Origin of the sequence: Sphingobacterium yanglingense (assembly GCF_004363245.1) — a bacterium.
GTDB lineage: Bacteria > Bacteroidota > Bacteroidia > Sphingobacteriales > Sphingobacteriaceae > Sphingobacterium > Sphingobacterium yanglingense.
Genome location: NZ_SNYV01000014.1, coordinates 292,551 through 317,948, shown reverse-complemented (window position 1 = coordinate 317,948; position 25,398 = coordinate 292,551). Strand labels below are relative to the sequence as shown.

The 25,398-nt window shown below is 38.9% G+C and carries 23 protein-coding genes and 1 tRNA gene; 6 read left to right on the top strand and 18 right to left on the bottom strand.

What is annotated here, in order from left to right:
* Positions 1 to 3: 3 nt before the first annotated feature.
* The 12 genes from ruvB to CLV99_RS12485 form a co-directional block, all read right to left on the bottom strand.
* Positions 4 to 1,026 carry a Holliday junction branch migration DNA helicase RuvB gene (gene ruvB, locus CLV99_RS12540; RefSeq protein WP_133584843.1) on the bottom strand — a complete coding sequence of 341 codons (1,023 nt, stop codon included), beginning with the start codon at positions 1,024 to 1,026 and terminating at the stop codon, positions 4 to 6.
* The gene (locus tag CLV99_RS12535; protein ID WP_133584842.1) at positions 1,026 to 1,751 is read right to left on the bottom strand and encodes a polyprenol monophosphomannose synthase; all 726 of its coding nucleotides are present in this window, start codon (positions 1,749 to 1,751) and stop codon (positions 1,026 to 1,028) included. The genes ruvB and CLV99_RS12535 overlap by 1 nt, the downstream gene beginning before the upstream one ends.
* A 64-nt stretch (positions 1,752 to 1,815) precedes the next feature.
* Complete coding sequence (locus CLV99_RS12530) at positions 1,816 to 3,348, bottom strand: peptide MFS transporter (RefSeq protein WP_133584841.1); 1,533 nt, start codon at positions 3,346 to 3,348, stop codon at positions 1,816 to 1,818.
* 53 nt (positions 3,349 to 3,401) lie between these two features.
* Positions 3,402 to 5,195 (bottom strand): peptide MFS transporter, encoded by a 1,794-nt coding sequence (locus tag CLV99_RS12525; protein ID WP_133584840.1) that lies wholly within the window; start codon positions 5,193 to 5,195, stop codon positions 3,402 to 3,404.
* Positions 5,196 to 5,323: 128 nt separating this feature from the next.
* Entirely contained in the window at positions 5,324 to 6,889 is a 1,566-nt protein-coding gene (locus CLV99_RS12520) for a peptide MFS transporter (protein WP_133584839.1), read from the bottom strand.
* A gap of 99 nt (positions 6,890 to 6,988) precedes the next feature.
* The gene (locus tag CLV99_RS12515) at positions 6,989 to 7,864 is read right to left on the bottom strand and encodes a hypothetical protein (RefSeq protein ID WP_211348534.1); all 876 of its coding nucleotides are present in this window, start codon (positions 7,862 to 7,864) and stop codon (positions 6,989 to 6,991) included.
* Between the two features lie 3 nt (positions 7,865 to 7,867).
* Positions 7,868 to 8,746, bottom strand: coding sequence for a sugar phosphate isomerase/epimerase family protein (locus CLV99_RS12510; protein WP_133584837.1), 879 nt, complete (start codon positions 8,744 to 8,746; stop codon positions 7,868 to 7,870).
* A 111-nt stretch (positions 8,747 to 8,857) separates the two neighbouring features.
* The gene (locus CLV99_RS12505) at positions 8,858 to 9,592 is read right to left on the bottom strand and encodes a (Fe-S)-binding protein (protein WP_133584836.1); all 735 of its coding nucleotides are present in this window, start codon (positions 9,590 to 9,592) and stop codon (positions 8,858 to 8,860) included.
* Positions 9,585 to 10,907, bottom strand: coding sequence for an MFS transporter (locus CLV99_RS12500; RefSeq protein ID WP_133584835.1), 1,323 nt, complete (start codon positions 10,905 to 10,907; stop codon positions 9,585 to 9,587). The genes CLV99_RS12505 and CLV99_RS12500 overlap by 8 nt, the downstream gene beginning before the upstream one ends.
* Positions 10,908 to 10,949: 42 nt before the next feature.
* A complete protein-coding gene (locus CLV99_RS12495; RefSeq protein WP_133584834.1) occupies positions 10,950 to 12,260 on the bottom strand; it encodes a D-alanyl-D-alanine carboxypeptidase in 1,311 nt (436 codons plus the stop codon).
* 155 nt (positions 12,261 to 12,415) lie between these two features.
* The gene (locus CLV99_RS12490) at positions 12,416 to 13,861 is read right to left on the bottom strand and encodes a dicarboxylate/amino acid:cation symporter (protein WP_133584833.1); all 1,446 of its coding nucleotides are present in this window, start codon (positions 13,859 to 13,861) and stop codon (positions 12,416 to 12,418) included.
* A 148-nt stretch (positions 13,862 to 14,009) separates the two neighbouring features.
* A complete protein-coding gene (locus CLV99_RS12485; protein WP_133584832.1) occupies positions 14,010 to 14,360 on the bottom strand; it encodes a 4Fe-4S dicluster domain-containing protein in 351 nt (116 codons plus the stop codon).
* 165 nt (positions 14,361 to 14,525) lie between these two features.
* Here CLV99_RS12485 and CLV99_RS12480 point away from each other — a divergent pair, with 165 nt between their 5' ends.
* The 5 genes from CLV99_RS12480 (at position 14,526) to dnaJ (ending at position 18,288) form a co-directional block, all read left to right on the top strand.
* Positions 14,526 to 15,539: an acyl-CoA reductase gene (locus tag CLV99_RS12480; RefSeq protein WP_133584831.1), complete on the top strand. Its 1,014-nt coding sequence runs from the start codon at positions 14,526 to 14,528 to the stop codon at positions 15,537 to 15,539.
* A gap of 35 nt (positions 15,540 to 15,574) precedes the next feature.
* Positions 15,575 to 15,778 (top strand): fructose-6-phosphate aldolase, encoded by a 204-nt coding sequence (locus CLV99_RS12475; RefSeq protein ID WP_133584830.1) that lies wholly within the window; start codon positions 15,575 to 15,577, stop codon positions 15,776 to 15,778.
* Positions 15,779 to 15,780: 2 nt separating this feature from the next.
* The gene (locus tag CLV99_RS12470; RefSeq protein ID WP_133585103.1) at positions 15,781 to 16,461 is read left to right on the top strand and encodes a cell division ATP-binding protein FtsE; all 681 of its coding nucleotides are present in this window, start codon (positions 15,781 to 15,783) and stop codon (positions 16,459 to 16,461) included.
* Between the two features lie 82 nt (positions 16,462 to 16,543).
* Positions 16,544 to 17,131 (top strand): nucleotide exchange factor GrpE, encoded by a 588-nt coding sequence (locus CLV99_RS12465; RefSeq protein WP_246032760.1) that lies wholly within the window; start codon positions 16,544 to 16,546, stop codon positions 17,129 to 17,131.
* Positions 17,132 to 17,145: 14 nt separating this feature from the next.
* Positions 17,146 to 18,288: a molecular chaperone DnaJ gene (gene dnaJ, locus CLV99_RS12460; protein ID WP_133584829.1), complete on the top strand. Its 1,143-nt coding sequence runs from the start codon at positions 17,146 to 17,148 to the stop codon at positions 18,286 to 18,288.
* A 31-nt stretch (positions 18,289 to 18,319) separates the two neighbouring features.
* Here the strand turns inward: dnaJ and CLV99_RS12455 are convergent, their stop codons facing one another.
* The 4 genes from CLV99_RS12455 to pdxH all read right to left on the bottom strand — a co-directional run bounded on the left by CLV99_RS12455 (position 18,320) and on the right by pdxH (position 22,275).
* Positions 18,320 to 19,741 (bottom strand): PDZ domain-containing protein, encoded by a 1,422-nt coding sequence (locus CLV99_RS12455; RefSeq protein WP_133584828.1) that lies wholly within the window; start codon positions 19,739 to 19,741, stop codon positions 18,320 to 18,322.
* A gap of 190 nt (positions 19,742 to 19,931) precedes the next feature.
* Entirely contained in the window at positions 19,932 to 21,125 is a 1,194-nt protein-coding gene (locus CLV99_RS12450; RefSeq protein WP_133584827.1) for an NADH-quinone oxidoreductase subunit D, read from the bottom strand.
* A gap of 8 nt (positions 21,126 to 21,133) precedes the next feature.
* A complete protein-coding gene (locus tag CLV99_RS12445; protein ID WP_133584826.1) occupies positions 21,134 to 21,625 on the bottom strand; it encodes an NADH-quinone oxidoreductase subunit C in 492 nt (163 codons plus the stop codon).
* Entirely contained in the window at positions 21,622 to 22,275 is a 654-nt protein-coding gene (gene pdxH, locus CLV99_RS12440; protein WP_133584825.1) for a pyridoxamine 5'-phosphate oxidase, read from the bottom strand. The genes CLV99_RS12445 and pdxH overlap by 4 nt, the downstream gene beginning before the upstream one ends.
* A gap of 194 nt (positions 22,276 to 22,469) precedes the next feature.
* Between pdxH and CLV99_RS12435 the strand changes: the two genes are divergently transcribed.
* Positions 22,470 to 23,033: a YqgE/AlgH family protein gene (locus CLV99_RS12435; protein WP_133584824.1), complete on the top strand. Its 564-nt coding sequence runs from the start codon at positions 22,470 to 22,472 to the stop codon at positions 23,031 to 23,033.
* A gap of 231 nt (positions 23,034 to 23,264) precedes the next feature.
* Here CLV99_RS12435 and CLV99_RS12430 read toward each other — a convergent pair.
* Both CLV99_RS12430 and htpG read right to left on the bottom strand, forming a co-directional pair.
* A tRNA-His gene (locus CLV99_RS12430) sits at positions 23,265 to 23,338 on the bottom strand.
* 114 nt (positions 23,339 to 23,452) lie between these two features.
* Positions 23,453 to 25,339: a molecular chaperone HtpG gene (htpG, locus tag CLV99_RS12425; RefSeq protein WP_133584823.1), complete on the bottom strand. Its 1,887-nt coding sequence runs from the start codon at positions 25,337 to 25,339 to the stop codon at positions 23,453 to 23,455.
* Positions 25,340 to 25,398: the final 59 nt, after the last annotated feature.

Below are 25,398 nucleotides of genomic sequence, written 5' to 3'. Positions count from 1 at the left end.
ACACTAAAATAAGGTATTTCCTTTATTAAAATGATTTTTTCCCAAATGTTTATAAGCACTTTCTGTACATTCCCTGCCTCGAGACGTTCGCATAATATACCCTTCTTGTATTAAAAATGGTTCATACACCTCTTCTATTGTCCCCTCATCTTCTCCTACGGCGGTAGCGATGGTTTTCAACCCGACAGGCCCGCCCTTAAACTTATCTATGATCGTTGATAGTATCCGATTATCCATTTCGTCCAACCCATGTTCATCCACATTAAGCGCGTTTAGTGCATACTGTGCAATTGCCTTATCGATACTACCATTTCCTTTAATCTGCGCAAAATCTCTGGTTCTTCTTAACAACGCGTTAGCAATACGAGGTGTACCGCGGCTACGTCTCGCGATTTCATAGGCACCTTCTTCGCTGATAGCCGCATCCAATATACCCGCAGAACGCTGTACAATAGTCGTCAGAAGCTTGGCATCATAATACTGCAGGCGAGAGTTTATTCCAAACCGCGCACGTAGAGGCGCTGTCAATAGACCAGAGCGTGTAGTAGCCCCGACCAGGGTAAAGGGATTTAATGATATCTGTACAGACCGTGCATTCGGACCGGTCTCCAACATGATGTCAATTTTAAAATCTTCCATAGCAGAGTAAAGGTACTCCTCCACTATTGGCGATAGACGATGTATCTCATCAATAAACAAAATATCTCCTTCATCCAGGTTAGTCAAGAGTCCTGCCAAATCTCCTGGTTTGTCCAAAACAGGCCCAGAAGTAATCTTGATACCTACCCCCATCTCATTCGCAATGATATGAGAAAGCGTAGTCTTTCCCAATCCCGGAGGGCCATGCAACAGGACATGATCCAATGCTTCACCTCTCAATTTAGCAGCCTGAACGAATATCGATAAGTTTTCTAGAATCTTAGCTTGCCCTGTAAAATCATCAAATGCCTGCGGACGCAAGACCCGCTCCATGTCCTTATCGGTAGGATTCATCTTCTCAGGATTCGGATCTAGATTCTCGTTCATTATTTATAAGGTTTAAAAAGACTTTCCAACTTCAATTGAATAACACCAAAAAAAGCCTCCCGAAAAATTTTGGTACTCATTTTCGAGACCCCTAATGTTCTATCTGTAAATATAATAGGTACCTCCACGACGTTAAAGCCATATTGAATGGCTTTAAATTTCATTTCTATCTGAAAGGCGTACCCAACAAATTTAATCTTATCCAAATCTATCTTTTCAAGCACTTTACGATTAAAACAGACAAATCCTGCTGTCGCATCTTGAATATTGATCCGCGTTATCAAGCGCACATATACCGATGCGAAATAAGACATAAGAACCCTACTCATCGGCCAGTTCACCACATTTACACCGCGCACATAACGAGACCCAATTACCATATCCGCTCCGTTTAATGCCGCTTCACGTAATCTGATCAAATCCTCCGGATTGTGGCTAAAATCAGCATCCATCTCGAAAATATACGTATAACTGCGTGCCAAAGACCATCTAAAGCCGTGTATGTAGGCTGTACCCAATCCTAATTTACCACGACGTTCTTCCATAAAAAGCCGTCCAGGGAACTCAACCATCAAAGCCTTTACTACATCAGCTGTGCCATCGGGAGAGCCATCATCAACTACTAAAACATGAAAATCCACCGCAAGAGAAAACACCTTCCTGATGATATTCTCAATATTCTCAATTTCGTTGTAAGTAGGAATTATTACGATACTATCAGCCACTATATGATAAAAGTATAAGCCACAAAAATAACAAATTTAACTTCAAATCGCGATTGAATAAACGCTAATTGACACCATGCATCAGCTTTTTGATATATGGGGACAATACAATCAATATAGCTCCAGCGATTAGTGAATATAATCCCAGTTGCTTATACCCCTCAGTATAAGTAATCAACTTATCCATAAGTGAATCACCTTCTCTTGCTTCTGCCATATTCGCACCTATAAGACCAGCGACATACTGCCCATAGGCACTTGCCAAAAACCACATCCCCATCATAATACCTTGCAACCTTGCTGGAGATAATTTGGTCATGATAGACAAGCCTATCGGTGATAGACATAACTCGCCCACGGTAATTACTAATAATGCGATGGTAAAAATATCCAATGAAGTAATTCCCTCAATTGCGAAAAAGCGGGTAGCGTAGAGGACATAAAAACCTAAACCTAAGAAGACGAACCCCAACCCGAATTTAATAATAGTGTTCGGTTCTAATTTCCGCTTTGACAACCAAATCCACATTAATCCAAATAACGGTGCTAAAAGAATAATAAAGAATGCTCCACCAGAATTATTAACACCATTCGGATCCAAATGAAATGCTCCTCCCAATACAGAATCATTTAGATTTTTAGCGGCAAATATACTCAGCGAACCTCCACTCTGTTCATATATTCCCCAAAACACAATAGAAAACAAAATAAAAATAAGCGCAGCAATCAATTTATGTCTTTCTTCCTTTTCAACCTTGCTCATTTCATAAAACAAATAAATCAAAGTTAATGGGCCAATTATGTACATAAAATAATCTGTATACTCGGTTTTAGAAACCATCACCTGAATCAATGGCACCAATAGCAACGTACCAATATAGACTGCATACTCGGCTACCTTTGGAAGCGCTTTTGTTTTTACAATAGCATCAGGATGGCCTGGCTGTAACCCAATTGGGCCAAGCTGCCGCTTCGTAAAATGAAAATTAATCAAACTGATCAACATTCCTATAGCTGCAAGTCCAAATGCTACATTCCAACGATGTGCCTCATCAATTACAGAACTCAACATATAGCCTTTTCCAATGGCCACACAAATGTAACCTCCCAAAAAAGCTCCCAGATTAATCCCTGCATAGAACAGCGAAAAACCAGCATCTCTTCGAGGGTCGCCATCCCGGTACAACTCACCAACCATTGTTGAAATATTAGGCTTAAAGAAGCCTGTACCGATTATAATAAATGCTAAACCGAAAAAGAAAAATTCATGGGTATCAATCGCCAACAACACACTTCCCACAATCATCAATAAGCCGCCCCAGAATAAAGATTTTCGAAACCCCAAAATCTTATCAGCAAACAATCCACCGATAAAGGTAAACGCGTAAACAAAAGCTTGTGTTGCTCCGTATTGTAGATTAGCTTCTTTCTCGCCAAAATTCAGTTGGGTAATCATAAAGAAAACCAACATTCCCCGCATTCCATAAAAGCAGAAGCGTTCCCACATTTCGGAAAAAAACAAACTCCATATTTGCTTGGGATATTTTCCTTCAAAATTTTGAACTTCTTCCAGTGATTTTTGTGTCTCTATTGACATAACCTAATATAACTAATTATAAAAATGCCTTCCAGTTGGAAGGCATTTTGTTTTTATTTAACTCCGTGCATTAATCGTTTCAAAACAGGATGTAATAACATCACAAGTATACCAGCCACGATCGGTACTATCGTAAAGATAAGGAAGAAAGTGCTCAACGAGTACTGCTTCGTAATATTTTCAATCTCTCCACCTAAAATAGCAGCAAGCTTATTACCTATTGCAATCGCAAGGTACCACATACCGAACATAAAAGCGATCATTCGAGCAGGAACCAGCTTAGACACATAAGATAAACCTACCGGAGATAAACACAACTCTCCCAGTGTGTGGAACAAATAAGCTAATACAAGCCAAATCATAGATACTTTTACTCCTTCTTGAATGCCATGTGCTCCAAAAGCCAATAGACCGAAACCAATTGCCATCACGATTAGTCCCATTCCGTATTTAACAGCAGCTGGTGGATTGAACTTTGAATCCCATATTTTAGAAATAGAGTTAGCAAACGTAATAATAAAGAAAGAGTTCATAATAGAGAACCAAGACACCGTAATCTCCGAAGCTTCTGCAGTGAACTCACGATACAACATCCAAATAGCAATTCCCCATATCCCAGCAAAACAGACTGCCTGTACAATATTAGAAAGAGGGGCCTTACCATAAGTTTGCTTTGTTAATTTGGCAACCACATACGTAATCAAAGCAAGAGGAACAATGGTCAACAACATGTTCACGATATTAAAAATCGTCAAAGAGCTGCCTTCCAGAGTCCGATCTACACTATCACGGGCAAATATAACCAGCGACGATGCACCTTGTTCGAATGACATCCAAAAGAAAATAACAAAAAATGCAAATATAATCACAGCTATCATTCGTTGCCTTACAACCTTAGTATAGCGAGTCAATCGTGATATAACCACAAAGAAAAACAAAACTAATGCAGCGATAATTGCAACATTCTGTCCTGCTACGGCCCCCAATTGAAGACCAGATAAAATATCCAATCCAGCAATTTTAGATAAAGGATCATTGAATGCATAAGCCAAGCCCAATACGGTCATCGCCACAATTAAAATCGTATCTAATGCAGTAAACGGATTCGGTTTATCGTCAGGATCTACCGAAGTAGCTGCTGCTTGTTTGACAGATTCCTTTTGCTCTGCTGATGGTGGATCTCCAACTTTACCAAATATTGGTTTAGCGAACCAAAACTGCAATGTCCCCAAAAACATAAAGATACCCGCTAATCCAAAGCCCCAGTGCCAGCCTACCTTTTCCGCCAAATAACCACAAAGCATCATACCGAAAAATGCTCCTGCATTCACCCCCATATAGAAAATAGTGTAAGCACCATCTTTCTTTTGTGGGAATTTCTTATACATCTCGGAAAGTATAGAAGTCATATTAGGTTTAAAAAAACCAGTACCTATAACTAAAGCACCTAATCCAAGATAAAGAAAAAGAGGGGTATCAAAAGCCATAAACAAATGGCCCAGCGTCATAATCGCAGCTCCAATCACCACAGCAAAGCGATATCCCAAGAACTTGTCAGCCAATATACCTCCAAATATCGGTGTAATGTACAATAGCATAGCATAAGTACCATACAAAGCTCCTGCTTGTACAGGATCCCATCCCCAACCAGAGAAAGGACTACCTGATATAATAGCAGTTGTCAGAAAGTTTATCAATAAAACACGCATTCCATAGAAGGAAAAACGTTCCCACATCTCTGTAAAAAACAAAACAAACAATCCCGATGGATGCCCCAACACTAGACTACCGTCTATCCCCTGCTTCTCTAATTCTTCCGAAAAAGAAGCGTCCGAAACTTGACTCATACGTTATAAACTTACTTATTTAAATTAAAAACTATCAAAAATACTATTTCAACCCTAATAATACGTAACTAAAAAGCAAAAGGTTCAATGAATAACCATTTTGAACCTTTTGCTTTTACTTTATATCATTATTTTATTCCATGCATTTTCCTTTTCAGCATTGGATTTAACAATAATAAAATCAATGCTACGACAATTGGCAATGCCGCGATAATTAAAAAGAATACAGACATGGAGTATTCTTGCGAAATCTGATCAATCATCCCCCCCATCGACGCACCGATCTTGTTAGCGATGGCCGAAGCAAGGAACCAAAAACCAAAAATCAATCCCAATAATTTTTTAGGAGATAGTTTACTAACGTACGATAGCCCTACAGGAGATAAACATAACTCACCCATAGTATGAAAAAAGTACGCTAAAACCAACCAAACCATACTCACCGCAGCAGTTTCGGCTCCCTTAGGTATCGAGCTACTACCATAAGCCAGCACAATAAAACCAATTCCAACCAACAATAACCCCAAAGCAAACTTTACCGGACCAGACGGATTCCAGATCTTCTCCCACAGCTTACTGAATAAAGATGCAAACGTTACGATAAAGAAAGCATTCAGAATCTGAAACCAAGCTACAGTCACTTCAGTATCAATAGCAGTAAACTCACGATATACTTTCCATATTCCTAAAACTGCGATTGAAGCAAATGAGATAAGCGTAAAAATAATAGTCAGTGGATACTTATCGAATATTTTGGCTGATAATTTAAACAAAACAAAAGTAACAGCTGCAATCGGTATAATCGTTAAAAGAGCATCCAACCATTTAAAAGTAATGGCCTGAGTACCTTCCAATATACGTTGCGTGTAATTTTTTGCAAAGATTGTCATAGAACCACCTGCTTGCTCAAATGCTAAAAAGAAGAATATACTTGCAATCATCAATACTGCAACCACAATCAGACGATCACGAACTACATGTTTAGGAGTTTCTTCTTCTTCTGTGCTTTTCGCATCCTCCTTCTTAGGTTGTTCGCCAACAATACCAAATACACGTTGCGCAACAAGAAACTGCAACATACCAAAGAACATAAATACACCAGCCAAACCGAAACCATAGTGCCAGCCGATCTTTTCACCAAGATAACCACACAACAATGATCCTAAAAACGAACCGGCATTTATTCCCATGTAGAAAATAGTATAGCCTGCATCTTTCTTCGCACTGGTATTAGGGTAAAGTTGTCCCACCATTGACGATATGTTAGGTTTGAACATACCATTACCGAGAATCATCAATCCTAAGCCCAAAAAGAAAAAGTTTTTCTCAAAGCCTTCTAAAGCCATAGATGCATGCCCCAAAGTCATTAACAAAGCACCAATAAGAATGGCTTTCCGCTGTCCCGTCAGTTTATCAGCGATGTATCCACCAATAATCGGAGTAGCGTAAACAAGCATGGTATACCAACCATATAGGCTCATTGCACTTTCATTGGTCCAGCCCCATCCTCCTTTTGCTATTTCTGTAATCAAAAATGTCGTTAACAACGCCCGCATACCGTAGTAGCTGAAGCGTTCCCACATTTCGGTGAAGAACAACACAAATAGTCCTGCAGGATGCCCCATGACCATTTTATTATCCATACCACTACTGGTCAAATGATTAGCAAGCACATCGTCTTTCTGTTCAATCATAATCTTAGATCAATATCAATATTTTAGTTATAATAAGTAACAAAGAAAACATAATTTCTTAATAAAGCCACATACCCCAATAAAATAGTTACATTTCCACTACAAACCACTCTTTAGTTTTTTATTGGGTTTCAGCGGATCTATATACTTTCCGTCACCTTCAGGAGCACTATTTTGAAGTTGAATATTTTCCTTAAAAACCAACTTGCCACGCTCTATTACATAAGCATCATGCGACAAATCAGACCCATAATATTTAAAATTCCCTTCCAAGCTAGGATCTGCAGCCACAATATGATCAAATTCTATCCTCGCTTCTGCTCGATTGTATTTTAAATACATAGCAGCCTGTCTAGTAAAAGAAAAGATCTTTCGCGCCAATTTCGGATTATCAGAAAAAACATGTGCACCAAAAGACACATCACCACTGGGAGAGAAGTTCAGTACATCTATTACCTTCTTAGTGTAGTCGGCATGATGCCCCTTCCAGCCTAACACGATATATTGGTTTTTAGCTAAAGGTACAATATCATAATATTGTGCTCCGTACCAGTCTTTATTCGACACGATACTTTCGTCTGGAGAGTCGATTTGAAAAGTTTTATCAAGCAAGGGTGTCAGCTTGATAGTCCCCGATTTATGCTGTATAGTGCCATAATACAGATATGAGCCGTCCTGTAGGGGTAAATTCCAGCTTATAATACGAAATGATTTATCTGGAGCATTAAGAATAGACACCATCTCTAGCTTGTCAAAATCAAAATAAAAAGAATTTGGTTCCTTTAGGGCAGAAACCAAAGTCTTCACAAAAGTAAAATTGCTTTCTATACGCTCTGTCTCTGCAACCTCCCCAAACATCCGGGTGCCAAGATTCAACAAACTATCCTGCCAAACAGCCATTTTTGAGTTGTTCTGTCCATAGCTCGATGAACAGATCATCAACAGGCAGAGTAATAAAAAGCAATTTCGAGACATAGCTTATTGAAAACGCTCTAATAAAGCCTTTGTCGCTAAAATACCATCAATCTCACTAAGTTCACTGCCTTCATACTCGATACCAACATATCCTTTATACCCTGCTTTTTTGACAATATCCATCATTTTCGCATAATCAATTACAGCTTCATTTCCATTTTTGTCGAAAACATTAGATTTAGCACTCACTCCCTTTGCATAGGGCATTAAATCAATTACCCCTTGGTAACGGTCATACTCATAGAAATTTCCAAAATCAGGTAAGGAACCACAATTCTTCTTGCCTACAGTCTTTAACACATCCGACAACCAGTCGCCTAATGAAGAAGTTCCACCATGATTTTCTACAACTACATTGATTTTAGCCTTTTTACCATAATCCGCTAGTGTAGACAAACTCTCCACCATTCGCTCCTTCATTTCCTCCTTAGATCCTTTACCTGCAGCATTCACACGTATTGACTTGCAGCCTAAGAAATGCGCTGCATCAATCCATTTGTAATGATTTTCAACAGCTTGCTTGCGTTTACTCTCGTCTGCTCCAGCCAGCTCACCTTCACCATCCACCATAATCAAAACATTCGTCACACCATTACTTTTAGCCCTATCGTTTAGATCCTTCAAATACGTCATATCCTTAGCTTTATCTTTAAAAAACTGATTGACATACTCTACACCATATATACCAAACTTCTTTGCTGCAAACTCCGGAAAATCAATATTCTTAAGTTCTCCCTTATTAATTGTACGATGTAAAGACCACTCCGCAAGTGAAATATCAAACCATTTCTTCTTGCCTGCAAAAAGGTCCAAATTCGGTGCCATGGCCAATCCTGCTGTAGCTAGCCCCAAAGTTCTAATAAAATCTCTTCTTGAATTCATTTTTAGTTTGTTTAGATTGAAATATAAATTATTTATCTTTTAATACTCCTATTAAATTAATATCCATATTAAATTCCCACCTATTTTTACAGACTATACTACATGGATATTCTATATGTTTGCCCATCCCGAGGTCAATACATCTACAAGATGCATAGTTTTGATCGGAATATGATGTTTATCAATATAAGCCTGAAGCTGCAACAAACAGGATGCATCCGTTGAAATAATATAATCTGCATTCACAGCCTGTGCATTCTGAACCTTTTGCTCAGCCATTGCCGTAGAAATACCTTCAAACTTAACCGCAAAAGTACCGCCGAAACCACAACAGGTTTCCTGCCCTTTCATCTCCACCAATTCTAATCCACCTACCTGAGCCAGTAATTTTCTAGGTTCTTCTTTTATCCCACAGTCTCTTAGTGCCGAACAGGAATCATGATACACCGCCGTCCCAACTAATTCAGCACCAAAATAGTCCCTTTTAATCACATTAACTAAAAAATCGGAAATTTCGTATACATGTCGCTGAATATTCCGGCATCGATTATGTTCGATTGAATTAGTAAATAAGTCATTATACCCCTTTTTTAACATTCCGACACAAGATGCCGAGGGGGCTACAATATAATTTTCCTCCGTAAATTTCTTCAGAAAATTGCTTCCCACTTCCTTAGCTTCGTCCCAAAAACCTGCATTATAAGCAGGCTGTCCACAACACGTTTGTTCGCTATTATAGATAACCTCACAACCGACACGTTCCAACAATTGTATCGTATTAAACGCCGTATCAGGATATAACTGATCTATAAAACAAGGAACAAACAACTCGACTTTCTTATCCATTAGAGACTTGTTTTAAATATGTATTGTACCTCAATGCTCTGATTAGCAACAGAAACCCAAAGATAAAGAATACTGACAATGAAAGTGCTGAATACCTGATATTATGAGTTATCTGCTCTATTAGACCGAAGAGGAACAGTCCAACGACAATCGCCAGCTTTTCTGTAATATCATAAAAGCTAAAAAATGAGGTTGTATCCTCAATATCTTCGGGCAAAAGCTTTGAATAGGTAGATCTCGATAATGATTGTATTCCTCCCATCAACAACCCCACCATAAATGCTAAACCATAAAACTGCATTTCACTATTCAGATAATATGCCGACACACAGATTCCTACCCACAATAAAGTAACCAGCATTAAAACCTTAATATTCCCGTAGTATTTTGCAAGATAAGACATTAGATAAGCGCCAATAATTGCTACTAGTTGAATCAAAATAATAGTAATAATAAGTGACTCTTGCTCTAGGTCAAGCTCTTTCTGTCCAAACATCGTCGCCACCACCATTATCGTCTGCACACCTACTGAGTTAAAGAAATAAGCCGGCAAAAATCTCTTAACAGCCTTATTTTGGCTGATCTGTTGCCAAACACTTCGAAACTCAGTGGATACCCTTTCAAAAAGCCTTTTCCCAAAAGCATGCTCTGATGGTTGATTATTGGGTAGCACACGAAAAGGAATCATAGAAAAACCCAACCACCATACCCCTACCAATAAGAAAGAAAGACGGGCCGGAAAAGACCTGTCCACAATTCCAAACCAATCGGGTTTTAGAACAAATACAAAACAGATAATCTGTATAGTCACACAGCCGACATAACCATATGCGAACCCCTTGGCGCTCACAGCATCCTGTCGGTCGGGGGTAGCAATAATCGGTAAGTAGGAATTATTAATCGCTACCCCCCCTATATACCCCATGGCAGCCAGTGTAAAACATACTATTCCCAGTTCAAGGGTATCCAGCTTAAAAAAGAACAATCCCATACAGGCTAATGCTCCGATATAGGTAAAGGTTTTCATAACCTGCATTTTCCTTCCGTTAGCATCCGCATATGCAGAGAGAAAAGGCAAAGCCAAAACCATAATAAGATAGGCAAGGGCAAGAGCGTAGTTAGACAATACAGTGTTTATGACCTCAAATCCGAAGAAACTCACCCAATCATCACCACCAGACTTTGAAGTTGTAATCGCAATATAATAAATAGGAAAGATGGTGGAGGTAATAACAAGGTTATAAGCAGAGTTCGCCCAATCAAACATGGCCCAGGAACGAATCATCCTCTTGTCATTCTTTCTAAAATCTTGCATATTAAAAATTGAATAGCGAATATACCAATTGTTAAGACATAATTAATAATTCTGTCGAATAAAGGTCATAATCCGTACCATCTCCTTTCGGACATTAGAAGTACTGGTCATGAAGTTATTGTTTAAAAAAGAAAATGCATAACGTCTTCCTGTTCTCGTAACAAGGTAGCCTGACTGACAGTGCACAGCGTGTATTGTACCTGTTTTGGCCCATACAAAAGGAACTCCCTGATCTAACGCATAAGCATTTTTTAAGGTCCCATCTACACCCCCTGCCGGAAAATAAAGATAGCGTTGATTGTCATCAGGAATTAACTTTTTTATCTCCAACAGCACCTGAATCAGGCTTCGGGGGGACACCCTATTATAGGTAGATAGTCCACTACCATCACGTAGTTCAATGCTATCCAAAAATCCACCGTAATATGCTTTATGGATTTCAGAACGTAAAGAATCCGTATAGAATCCCTGATAACGAAGATCAGAAGACACCATAGTAAGATGCTCAGCTAGAAAATTGTCGCTCGGCAACATCATTTCCCGTAAAATAAGATTACGCGGCACAGAATATAATGTCTGTATATCTAGCGGCTTCTTATAATCTACTAAGGATTGTACCTCTCTGTGTAATGTATCCTGCAATAATTTCACCAGTAGGCTATCCGACCATATAAAAGGTCTACTTGTCCGATAGCCTGACGGCACATTTACAGAACTCATATCAAATTTATTCGAATTCAAGGCCCTCTTTACTGAAAAGTACTTACTTGATCTTTCACTGATACCGATTTCACGATCAAAATAACTCGGCACAGCGACAATCCCCTTTCCGCTTGCGCTAAACCGGACTAGGTTACCATATATCGGAAAGCTACTTATTTCTGGTTGATAGTCATAAGCATAGTCTTCAATTGCCCACCCCTCTCGATAGGCAGGTTCAGAAGAATGTTGAGGAACATAGAAAAGCTTTTTATCGGAAGAACACAAAAAATTATAAACCCGCCTACTATCTAATTTAGGATGCAGGAATGTAGGGTCTCCCGTCCCCCAAAAAATCAGAGAATCGCCTCGTTCAACATATTGAATACCAGGAATAGAATCCCCTATTATTTTCAAAGAAGCGAACAAAGTAAATACCTTCGTATTGGAGGCCGGCACAAAATGCTGGTCTTCTTGCTTTCCAAAAACAAACTTATTACTATCCAAATCATAAAGACTAAATCCAAAATGATGCTTGGGCAAAATAGACGATTTCGCAAATTGCTCCTCTAGAGTCGAAAAATCCTGAGCTCCGACTAATCCAACAGAAAACGAAAAAATTAGCAGTAAATAATAAGAGAAGTATCTTTTCATTTTAGAAAGATATAAAAAACAGCTATCTATTAAAAGTATATTGGTAAAAAAACAACATTCTATGTATTCAGCACAAAGCCTATAAATATAAAAACCGCCAAATCATATCCTGTCTGGAATAATTTAGCGGTTTCACAAGAAACTATATAATAATACTATTTTTCCACTTCTAGAAAATTCGGATTTTCTGCAGCTGATTCATCAAACTCACCTTCCCATTTAGCAACCACGACCGTAGCCAAGCAGTTGCCGATCACATTTACAGAAGTACGCGCCATGTCCATCAGCTCGTCTATACCAAGAATAGCTGCTATAACGAATGTAGGTAAGCCAAACTGATCTGCTGTCGCTATTAAAACAATCAGTGATGCCCGAGGAACCGCTGCTACACCTTTTGAAGTAATCATCAATGTAAAAGCAATCAATAGCTGCTGCCCTATACTTAACTCTATCCCCGCGGCCTGGGCAACAAATATAGAGGCCAACGACAAGTAAAGTGATGTTCCATCTAAATTAAAACTATATCCTGTCGGAATCACAAATGATACGATCTTACGTGGAACACCAAATTTCTCCATGTTTTCCATCGCCTTTGGCAAAGCCGCATCAGAACTTGTCGTCGCAAATGCGATAGACACCGGTTCTTTGATCGCATTTATAAATTGCTTTACAGGTACCTTCAGGTATAATGCAACAGGGAATAGCACAAGCAACAAGAAAGCAATTAAAGCAATATAAAGACTCATCAACAGCATAAAGAGATTCTTTAGGATATCGACCCCTAGATGGCCCACCGTATACGCCATAGCCGCTCCAACACCGATTGGTGCAAAGAGCATTACAAGGTTTGTGAATTTAAACATAGCCTCTGAGAGACTCTCCGTAAAATCCACCAGGGGCTTTCGTTTCTTTTCGGGGACCATTGCCAATCCAATCCCGAACAAAACACCAAAAATAACGATCTGTAAGACTTTGTTCTCATACACCGATTTTACGATATTTTCGGGAAAGGTATCCCGAATGAAAGCGTTGAACTTATAAACTCCATGCACTTCCTTAGCAATGTGATCCAACATCTTTTGATCAGCGACACTCACAGCAGAGGTTGTAGGCAACTCTTCATGGGGCATATGTTCTATATCGACCCCTACTCCTGCCTTTGTAATATTGATCACTGCTAGACCGATAAAGATAGCACAGGTCGTCGCACAGAAAAAGTACAACATGGATTTCCACGCCATACGTCCCACAGATTTTAAGTCAGAATGTCCAGCAATTCCAAATACCAGTGTTGCAAATAAAATAGGTCCGACAATCGTCTTTACTAATTTAATAAATCCCTGACTCAGTGGATGCATAGCTATAGCTAGATCCGGAAAATCTAACCCCACAAAAACCCCTAGTACTAAACAGGTCATTATCCAAGTAGTCAGATTCTTTCTAACCAAGGCATTTAAGATCAACACCAAAGCTGTAAGCCAACGCACACCTTTCATGACCCCAGGCGAAACGCCAAACAAATCAAACTCGTAGAAAAGGGTTATAATTATCGCAATAGTTATTGTAACTAGCGTTACAAAACCTACTTTCTTTTTTGACATCTATTACTGATTTTAAGATTACATAATTTATGATTACAGCAAAAATAAAAAAATAGGTAGGTTTAGCAAACACTTTTTAAGTATAAAGCAAACAAAAAAGCACGACTGCATAGTCGTGCCTTCAATAGATCTTTACTATTCTATATGACTATTCAGCGTGTAGCCACGCTTTTTTCGCCAACAGTTCTTCTTCTGATTCAACTACATCTTCATCCTCCACACAACAGTCTACCGGACATACAGCCGCACATTGAGGCTCATCATGAAAACCAACACATTCAGTACACTTATCAGACACGATATAATATACCTCATCTGAAATAGCATCTTGTGATGCTCCTGCATCAATTGTCACCCCATCTCCGAAGTCTATTACACCATCCAAGGCCGTGCCATCAGCAAATTTCCAAGGCACACCTGCATCATATATCGCATTATTGGGGCATTCTGGTTCACATGCGCCGCAATTAATACATTCATCTGTAATTTTTATCGCCATTTATAACCTCACAATTATAATAAATAAACTAATTTTGTACGCCAAAGGTAAATATTGGATTTATAACTAGCACAAAAAAAGTATATAACTTTAGTCGTTTATCCAATTATTTGACATTACAAAGATAAATCAAAAATTTATCAGAACGATTCTAAATAATATATTTTGACAAAGCAAGAACGGATAGCAGCCTTTGCTAAATTAGGAGAATGGTTGTCTACACAGAGTGAAGAGACAACACAATTAGTGGCACAATTACACCACAAAAACCCATGGTACACGATGGACAATGTCCTTCTTCAGATGCAGGCTATAGGCAATAATCTTACCTTGGAAAAACTAAGTTCCTGGATTGCTCCATATCCTGCCGAAGACAGCAAAAAAACGGTTGGTCTTGTATTAGCAGGTAATCTACCACTCGTTGGTTTTCATGATATACTATGCAGTGCAATCATGGGCTTCAATGTAAAGATTAAGGTATCTTCAGACGATGCAGGCCTGACCCAGTTCATAATTGAACGATTGATTCAAATAGAACCCTTATTTGCCGAAAAGATCACTCTAGTGGAGAAACTAACGGATTTCGATCTTATTATTGCCACAGGCTCCAACAACTCGGCGCGTTATTTTGAGTACTATTTTGGTCAGAAGCCACATATTATCCGAAAAAACAGAAATTCTGTTGCTGTCCTGACAGGCGATGAAAGCACAGAAGAACTTGTTGGTCTCGGACATGATATTTTCAATTATTTTGGATTAGGCTGTCGATCAGTATCCAAACTATATTTTCCGAAAGACTACCCTATCGCAACTTTTTTTGAAGCAATAGAACAATTCAGTCCGATAAGAGATCATTTCAAATACAACAACAATTACGATTATAATAAATCTATTTATCTGATCAACAAAGACAAGCATTATGACAATGGCTTTCTGTTGTTGAAAGAAGACACAAACCTATCCTCTCCATTAGCCGTCCTGTTCTATGAAGAGTATACGGATATCAAAGAACTGGAATCTAAGCTGGACGAGCAAAAAGAAGGTATTCAGTGTGTAGTATCTCAGCAAAGCTTACAGATTACTTCTCCTAATTTCTCATTGGGCAAGAGTCAGCAACCTGCACTAGACGACTATGCAGACGGTATAAACACGATAGATTTTTTGGTTCAGCACCAATAATTCTTTAATTTGAAAAAAAAAATTAACTTTGTTTTATGTATGTAATAAAAGTAAAAGGTGTCGCTAAAATCCCAGACTATGTCCAATTGCGAGACGATTCGTTTACTTTACTAGCGTATTTCCGAGTAGATAGACCAGACAAATCTTTAGACAAGATCGGGTTAGGTGGAAAGGCCGATCAGATCATGAAAATTGTCAACGAGCTACCCTTTGGTCAAATTAAGAAAATTGAACTTTGATGATGGCACAAAATACTGTAATAAGACTAAGAAACGTAGATATATACCAACAAAAGCATTTGGTTTTATCCAATGTTAACCTAGAAATTGCGCAAGGAGAATTTCTCTACCTAATAGGTCAGTCCGGAACAGGAAAAAGTAGTTTACTAAAAATCATCTATGGTGACCTCTACATTTCTAATGGAGAAGGATTAGTCGCTGGCTTTGACCTTAAGAAACTACGTGAATCCGAAGTTCCTTTCCTAAGGCGTAAATTAGGGATAGTTTTTCAAGACTTCCATTTGTTGAACGACCGCACTATAGAAAAAAATCTAGAGTTCGCCCTAAAAGCAACGGGCTGGACAGACAAAGGGCTTATACAAAATAGAATGCTCGATGTATTGGAAAAAGTTGGCCTTCGTTCCAAGCTAAAAAAAATGCCACATGAGCTATCTGGTGGAGAACAACAACGTGTAGTTATTGCGCGTGCCCTTCTCAATGATCCTGAAATTATCTTAGCCGATGAACCAACAGGTAATCTTGACCCTGCCACTTCCGAAGAAATTGTCCTTTTATTGCGTGATATTGCATCTTCTGGCACAGCCGTACTTATGGCGACGCATGATTATCAAATCATTCGTAATATGCCTGCACGCATTATTAAAACAGAAGATGGCGCTATGCATGACAATGTAAGCATTTAAAACAACTGACAAAACAAAGTATAATCCGACACTTTGCATGTATTTACTACAAAATACTGACAAGGTGTCGGATATTTTTATAATGGCAAATTTTTTGAATACGCTACGGCAGCTATTGAAGCAAATAAAAACTAGGTGGATGATGAACGAACAAGAACATATTCAAGACGAAGACAACTTAGCACAGGACAATACAGTCCAGAATGAGGCTGAAGAATTATCTATTGAAGAATCTCTAACAAATCAATTGGCAGAAGCGAACGATAAATACGCTCGTCTATTTGCTGAGTTTGATAATTATAAAAAGAGAACTTCTAAAGAGCGTGTAGAACTAATACAAACTGCAGGTCAAGGTGTAATTTCTAAATTATTACCCGTCCTAGACGACTTTGATCGAGCGCTTGCTGCAATGGCCAATGCCCAAGATGTAGAAAGCATCAAACAGGGAATAGAGCTCGTCAATAACAAATTTAAAAAACTTCTTGAAAACGAAGGACTTAAAGAAATGGAAACAAACGGACAGCCGTTTGATGCTGATTTCCAAGAAGCGATTACCAGCATTCCAGCACCTTCTGAAGACCTTAAAAATAAAGTAATAGACACCGTAGAAAAAGGTTACTTCTTAAATGACAAAGTAATCCGTTTTGCAAAAGTGGTCATAGGACAATAAGAAATAGAAGAGGAATGTCGAAGAGAGATTATTATGATGTACTTGGTGTATCTCGTCAAGCAGATGCAGCAGAGATAAAATCAGCTTATCGCAAACTAGCAATCAAATTTCACCCGGACAAAAACCCTGGCGATAAAGAGGCGGAAGAAAACTTTAAAGAAGCAGCCGAGGCTTATGAGATTTTAAGCAATCAAGAGAAAAAAGCACGCTACGACCAGTTTGGCCATTCAGGAAATTCTGGTGGTTTTGGCGGTGGCGGCATGAATATGGACGACATATTCAGCCAATTTGGCGATATCTTTGGTGGAGGCCACCCATTTGAAAGCTTTTTTGGAGGTGGCTCCCGTTCTGGAGGCCGTCGGGTTCAAAAAGGGAGTAACTTACGTATCAAAGTAAAGTTAACCCTTGAAGAAATAGCGAAAGGGACAGAGAAAAAAGTCAAAGTCAACAAACAAATCGTATGTAAGACTTGTGACGGTTCAGGCGCTAAAGATAAATCCTCTTTCCACACGTGTAAAACATGTGGAGGAGCAGGGTCTGTAAGACGCGTCACCAATACCATATTAGGACAGATGCAGACCACTAGTACTTGTCCAACATGTAACGGCGAAGGCGTCGAAATCACAGCTAAATGTACTACCTGTAAAGGAGAAGGTTTAGAAAGAGGTGAAGAGACAATAACGATCAATATTCCTGCTGGCGTCAGTGAGGGTATGCAACTATCAATGACAGGAAAAGGCAACGCAGCTCCGCGAGGAGGAATAGCCGGAGACCTCATCATCCTAGTTGAAGAAGTTCAGCACGAATCACTCAAACGTGATGGCATCAATGTTATCTATGATTTATATATAAACTTTGCAGATGCAGCACTAGGCACCAGTGTAGAAGTACCTACCATAGACGGCAAAGCTAAAATAAAAATTGATGCAGGTACACAAGGTGGAAAAATATTAAGACTTAAAGGCAAAGGTATCCCTGAAGTAAATTCTTACCATAAAGGAGACCAATTAATATATGTCAATATATGGACACCTAAAGCTGTTTCATCCGAAGAGCGCGAAATTTTAGAAAAACTTAAAGGCTCAGCAAACTTTAAACCTCAACCCGGAAAAAGTGAGAAATCATTCTTCGAAAGGATTAAAGAATATTTTGAATAATATTAAAAGGGACTGTTAAAAACAGTCCCTTTTAGTTTAATGGTATAGGATCGACCAGTTTAAAGCGAAACTTAAAGATTTCCTCACCTCGCTTCACTTCAAGTGATATACCATATTGGTCACGAGCCTGTAACCTCCCTTTTATACTTTCCAACGTCATCTTTCCAGCGTACTTCCCATTTATCTTATAAATACTATCTCCTTCCTTTACACCTGCTAGGTAAGCTGGAGAACCAATTCGAACATGCTGTATTACATAAGCAGGCACCAGTTCAATTTGATACATCACATCATCGCCCAGGTTGATTGTCGTCCCTTCGTTGGAAGTAGCCCCCAATGATTTTGCCCCAGTCCTACTTTTTAACCAGGAAAAACCAGTATGCCGAACCTCCAATCCACTCATATCAATATTAAAAGGATCACCGAACATTTTATTCTTACGGAGATACATCACACTGTCGGCATAATCAAAGATTACATCAAAACGAGCCATAATCTGATTCCCAACCGATCCCACCCTCCGCTCCACCAGCCTTCGGGCGCTATAAGAGTTGGTATCTGGATAAGAGACAAACAACCGCTGAAAATTCCATTTAGCAACTGTTACCCCTTCTATCCTATTCCGCTTACCGTAAATATTACCATTAAATCCCTGTCCTAAGAATTCATACACATAAGGCTTCGAGATTTTATAATCCTGCAATGTAGAAGAAAAAACCATCAAAGGATCCGAATTGCCAAGATCAATCAACATTCTTGATTTCTCAAACTGCCTTCCCCCACTGCTGATCGTAACATCCACAAATGGACGATCCTTCACAAGATCTAGTTTAACAGTAGTATATTTCATCAGATCTTTATCCACATCATCCAATGATTTAAAAACATGAAGCTTTTTTCTGATGTAGTCAATCCGAACGATGTGATTCTGAAAAAAGCTGCTCCCAAGGACTCCATGTATAGGCACCCCAATATTCTTCGAAAGGTTAATAGTACTATCCGTTATTACATAAAGATCGTGGTGATGATCAATCAACATTGAATCACCAATCGCCAATGCATTATCCAAAGACAATAAACCTTCAATCCCCTGATCTACACCAAGTCCCTGAAAGCTATAAGAAGATACATTTCTTAGAATCGTGGAATCCACGGCACCAAACAACATTGTTTCCTTAACCCCAGTGTCGAGAATAAAGGTCAATTGCTCTCCATTCAACTGTACAGGCAACATAATAATATGATTGGTAATATCTATCGGAATTACCACCCTACTGCCCCCTCCTTTAAAATCCCACTGCTGTGCTTTCGTCTCTGTATGACACTGCAGTATAACCGAAAAGAATAAAACAACAAAATATCTGAAAAACTGAAAATGAGTCCCACTAACAGGCACATTCTTATACAAACCTATAGCTTCGAAACAATCGGAAAGAGTGGGTTTTATATACATTGGTTATCATTTTACACCTAAACTTAGATAAAAAGATGCATTGAAAAAAGCTAAAATAATAAAAAAGCCTGCATCCGGGCGGATGCAGACTTCCTATTAACCAATTATAAACTTAAATTATGAGAACTCAAAGATACGACTTAATGTTTAAACTTCAAATGTTTTTTGCGTTTTTTTGCATTTTCTTTCGTTATCTATCCACTTCTCCTAACACAATATCGATTGACCCTAGAATAGCTATTAAATCGGCAATGAGCACTCCTCTCCCTAGTTCAGGCAAAACAGAAAGATTATTAAAACTTGGCCCTCTTGCCTTTAAACGCAAAGGAATATCTGATTTATCTTTAGTTTCAATATAAAATCCAAGCTCTCCTTTAGGATTTTCAGCACGTACATAGTAATTCTGCGCCTTCATTGTCGCTTTTTTAGGTACCATTGCACGTGGATCAAAATCCGGCAAACGCGCAAAGTCTGTCATCAATCTTGCAAGACATTGCTCTATGATTTTCACTGACTCATAAATTTCATCTACTCTCACCTTATATCTATCCCAAGAATCACCTACCTCCCCCATAAGCCCCTGCCCTACAGGTATCTCAAAATCCAATTCAGGATATACGGAATACCCATCAACACGACGGAGATCCCATTTTATACCACTGGCACGCAACATAGGACCCGAACAGCCATAGTTGATCGCCACATCAGCAGGCAATACCCCAATTTTAGCCGTACGGGAAATAAAAATTTGATTGCTGGATAACAATTCATCCAATTCCACCAACTTTGGCTTAAAATAAGTAATAAACTCTTTGCAGCGTTGTTCAAAACCTACAGGTAGATCATAAAATAAACCACCTACCCAAATATAATTATACAACATGCGTGAACCTGAAGCCCATTCCAACATATTCATAATATGTTCTCTGTCCCGAAAACACCACATAAAAGGTGTGAATGCACCAATATCAATCCCATAAGTACCAATAGCTATCAGATGAGAAGCAATCCTGTTCAATTCACACACCAAGACACGAATATATTCTACTCTTTTAGGAAGCTTATCATCGATACCTAACATTCGCTCTACTCCCATCACGAATGCATGGCTATTATTCATTGACGCTAAATAATCCAATCGATCTGTAAAAGGGATACTCTTACCGTAATTCATAGATTCAGCATGCTTGTCAAAACAACGATGTAGATAACCTAAATGTGGAATGACATCCTTTACCAACTCTCCTTCCGTAATAAGCTCCAGTCGTAGCACTCCATGGGTAGACGGATGCTGCGGCCCCATATTAATAATCATTTCCGTAGAACCGATTTGCTGTATTTTCTCTAAATACTGCTGATATCCTTGATTATACTTTGTATACATGTTGTGATCTAATTCTTGACAGGAATACCATGATAACTTTCAGGGTCTTCATAATCTTTACGTAATGGAAAACCCTCCCAATCATCCGGCATTAGTATCCGTCTTAGATCAGGGTGATCTGTAAAATAAATCCCCATAAGGTCAAAAGCCTCACGTTCGTGCCAATCCGCCGTACGCCAGACCATACTCACTGAAGGCACCTCTGGCAACTGCTCTAAACTACGGTCTTGCGCAAGCTCTACCCGAAGTGTTAACTGTAACTGAAATGGAATAGAAGTCAAGTTGTAAACTACCGCAAAGCGCCCTTCAGGGAAATAATCCACCGCTGTGATATTCGCTAAAAAATCGAAATAGTATTTCGGATGATCCCTTAACCAAAGACATAGCTCTCTTAGCCTTGATGGCGCTACAATCAAGGTATCCTGAAGCCCAACATCAGCCAACATAGCCACACCTGGCCCGAACACTTTATCTATTTCTTCTCCTATTTGTTTGATCATGGTGCTAATCGGTTAACTATCCAGCGTCCTTCTTCTAAAAAATAAACGATCCTATCATGTAGCCTAGAGCTCCGTCCTTGCCAAAATTCGAACTGAACAGGCTTGACTAGATATCCCCCCCAAAAAGGAGGTCTGTCTACGACATCAGATAAGGCAAACTTTTGTTCATAAAAGTCCACACGTCTTTCCAAGAAATCGCGATCGGGAATAATTTGACTTTGCGGAGAGGCCCAGGCTCCTATTCGGCTTCCTTTGGGTCTAGATGCAAAATACTCATCAGAATCTTCTTGACATAGGCGTTCCACCAGCCCTTCAACTCGTACCTGCCGTTGGAGTTCTGGCCAGAAAAACAACAAACTTACCTTAGCACAACGCGCCATATCCAATCCCTTCTGACTTTCGTAATTCGTAAAGAAGCTCAAACCATCTACTTTAATATCCTTCAATAAGACAATTCTAGCCGAAGGGAAACCACTCTCATTAATTGTCGCGAGTGTCATAGCATTGGGCTCTATCACTTTCGCATGCAAAGCCTGTTCAAACCACTGGGTAAACTGCACAACAGGATCTGCATGGACCTGCTGTTCTGAAAGAGAGTCTTTTGCATAATCCTCTCTAATTGCTGCAATATTTTTATGATCGATTGCCATAAGATGTATTTTTTCTTAGACAAACTTACTAAATGCAACACAAAAGAGTGTCATCTTTTGACCCTTTTTGAGGGTAGCCCCTACATTAGTCGACTGTTCATCTAGATTTAATCCCCTTTCAATAATAGACCAAAAGTCATAATTGTTTATAAAAGCAAATTTATCTAAGTTTATACTAGATAATATAAGAAGCAATGTTTAATCAAAATATCCCCACACAAGGTAGCCTGCTAATTTCGGAACCTTTTATACTCGATTCCAATTTCGAACGCTCGGTCGTTGTCCTCTGCGAACACAGTAAAGAAGGGGCTGTCGGATTAATCTTAAACCACCGTTCTAACGTTGTGCTATCCGACATAATAGAAGCGGTAGCATCAGAAAAATTCCCGGTATACATCGGTGGCCCAGTACAAAATGATGCCCTATTTTTTATCCACCAGGCTCCACACAAAATTGCAGGTAGCATACCTATTGCAACGGATATATTTTGGGGTGGGGACTTAGAACAAGTAATCCTATTAATCAATGAAAACATTATCGAACCCCAGGAGATAAAGTTCTTTCTCGGTTATTCAGGGTGGTCTGCGGGCCAACTAGAGGACGAGATAAACCAAAACACATGGGCTATACACAATTCGTTCGAAACCGAACTCCTTTTTTTGCAAGATGATGATGAACTTTGGAAGCAAGCATTAATTAGTTTGGGGCCGAAATATGCACACGTTGCCAACTTTCCGAAGAACCCCCATCTTAATTAGAACCAGTAGAAAAGAATTATTCAATTTACATCAAAAGGGACTATTACTTTTCGAAATAAAACAATGAGACAAGATGCCTTAAAAAAGTGAGAAATAAGGCGTTTTTCGACAACAATCAAACGGAGTAAAAATTTATTTAAAAACTTCCATCATCCATTGAATCACCCCGTAAATATTTGATTAGCAGTAAAAACAAAAAAGCCTCTCATTTCTGAGAAGCCTTTAGAAGCGGGTAAGTAATCGGGCTCGAACCGACGACCCCTAGAACCACAATCTAGTGCTCTAACCAACTGAGCTATACCTACCGTGTTTGTGATACAAAAGTAGGTTTTTAATCCATATACTCCAAATGTTTTTCACAAAAAACCCTCATTATGTAATAACACAATGAGGATTAAGCAATTATTTTTAATAAATTATTAAATCATCTCTACACTTCGTTTTACAAACGATGTTAAATCAGCTCCAGTCAATAATCCTCGCGATAATAAAGCTAAATCAAATGCCTGTTTAGCTAATTTTTGTCCTTCTTCCTCCCCACTTTCCAACATACGTTTCACCAAAGGATGGTTACCATTTACACTGACTTTATAGTTATCTGGAATACTACCATAGAATCCCATTCCTCCGCCAGTCTTCGCCATATCTTTCATACGACGCATAAACTCATCCAAAGTAACTGAGACCGGCAATTCATCTGCTTTTAAAGCTTCAATCTGTACATTCATATCAGTACGGTTGATTGCTTTCTGAAACAACTCGGTTGCTTTTTTACTTTCCTCCTCACTTAAGATTAACTCAATCTTCTCATCCTTCTGAATTAACTTGTCAATGACATCCGAGTCCACCCGCTTCAATTGAATCTTCTCTCCACCTTTCTGCTCCAGATAAGAAGTGATATGGGTATCCAACGGTCCATCCAAGACTAGCACATCATAGCCTTTAGCTATTGCTGTAGCGATGAAACCGTCCTGTTGTGCTACATCAGAACTATACAGATACACGATATTGCCATCCTTGTCTACTTGAATATCTTTTACCTTTTCGTAATACTCTTTCAAGGTATAACTTTCGTTATTGGTATTTTCTAACAAACAAAACTCATTTGCTTTATCTGCAAACTTTTCATCACTCAACATACCGTACTTAATAAAAAGACCGATGTCTTTCCATTTTTCTTCAAACCCTTTGCGATCAGACTTGAAGATTTCCTGCAACTTGTCCGCGACCTTCTTCGTAATATAGTTATTGATCTTTTTCACATTTCCATCAGCTTGTAAAAACGAACGGGAAACGTTTAAAGGAATGTCCGGAGAATCAATAACACCGTGCAACAACATTAAAAATTCCGGAACAATATCCTTCACTTCGTCCGTAATAAATACCTGACGTGAGTAAAGCTTAATCTTATTACGTTGAATTTCTAACTCATTCTTTATTTTAGGGAAATAAAGGATACCTGTTAAATTGAATGGGTAGTCAACATTTAAATGAATCCAGAACAAAGGCTCATCCATAGACTGCGGATACAGCTCACGGTAGAAAGAAAGATAATCTTCATCTGTTAACTCAGAAGGTGACTTTGTCCAAGCTGGGTTCGTATTATTAATGATATTATCAATTTCTATTGATTTATACTTAGGCTTACCCTCCTCATCTTCGCCATCAGGCTCCGATGTTGTCTTTGTTCCAAAGCGAATAGGTACAGGCAGGAACTTTGCGTATTTATCTAGAATTTCCTGTAATTTAAATTTACTTAAAAACTCAGTTGAATCTGCATTGATATGTAAAATAACATCAGTTCCACGTGTTGTACGACTTCCTTCTGATATTTCGTAAGAAGTGCTACCATCGCAGGTCCAGTGTGCTGGTTGTGCACCGTCTTGATAAGATAATGAATCTATCTCTACACGATCAGCTACCATAAACGCGGAGTAAAAGCCCAAACCAAAACGACCAATAATCTCATTCGCGTCGTTTGCTTCTTTAAACTTCTCCATAAATTCAGTGGCACCCGAAAAAGCAATCTGGTTGATATACTTCTTGATCTCCTCGGCAGTCATACCGATACCATTATCTGATATCGTGATCGTCTTCGCTTCTTCATCAAATTTAACATCAACGACCAATTCACCAACCTCACCATTGAACTGTCCTAGTGAAGAAAGACGCTTGATTTTTTGCGATGCATCAACTGAATTTGACACTAACTCTCGCAAGAAGATTTCATTATCAGAATATAAAAACTTCTTAATCACCGGAAATATATTCTCGGTGTGAATCGAGATACTACCTTTTTCTTGCATATGTATTTAACTGTTTAACTGTTTATTACTACAACGAACTTATCAAGGCTTGTTCCAAA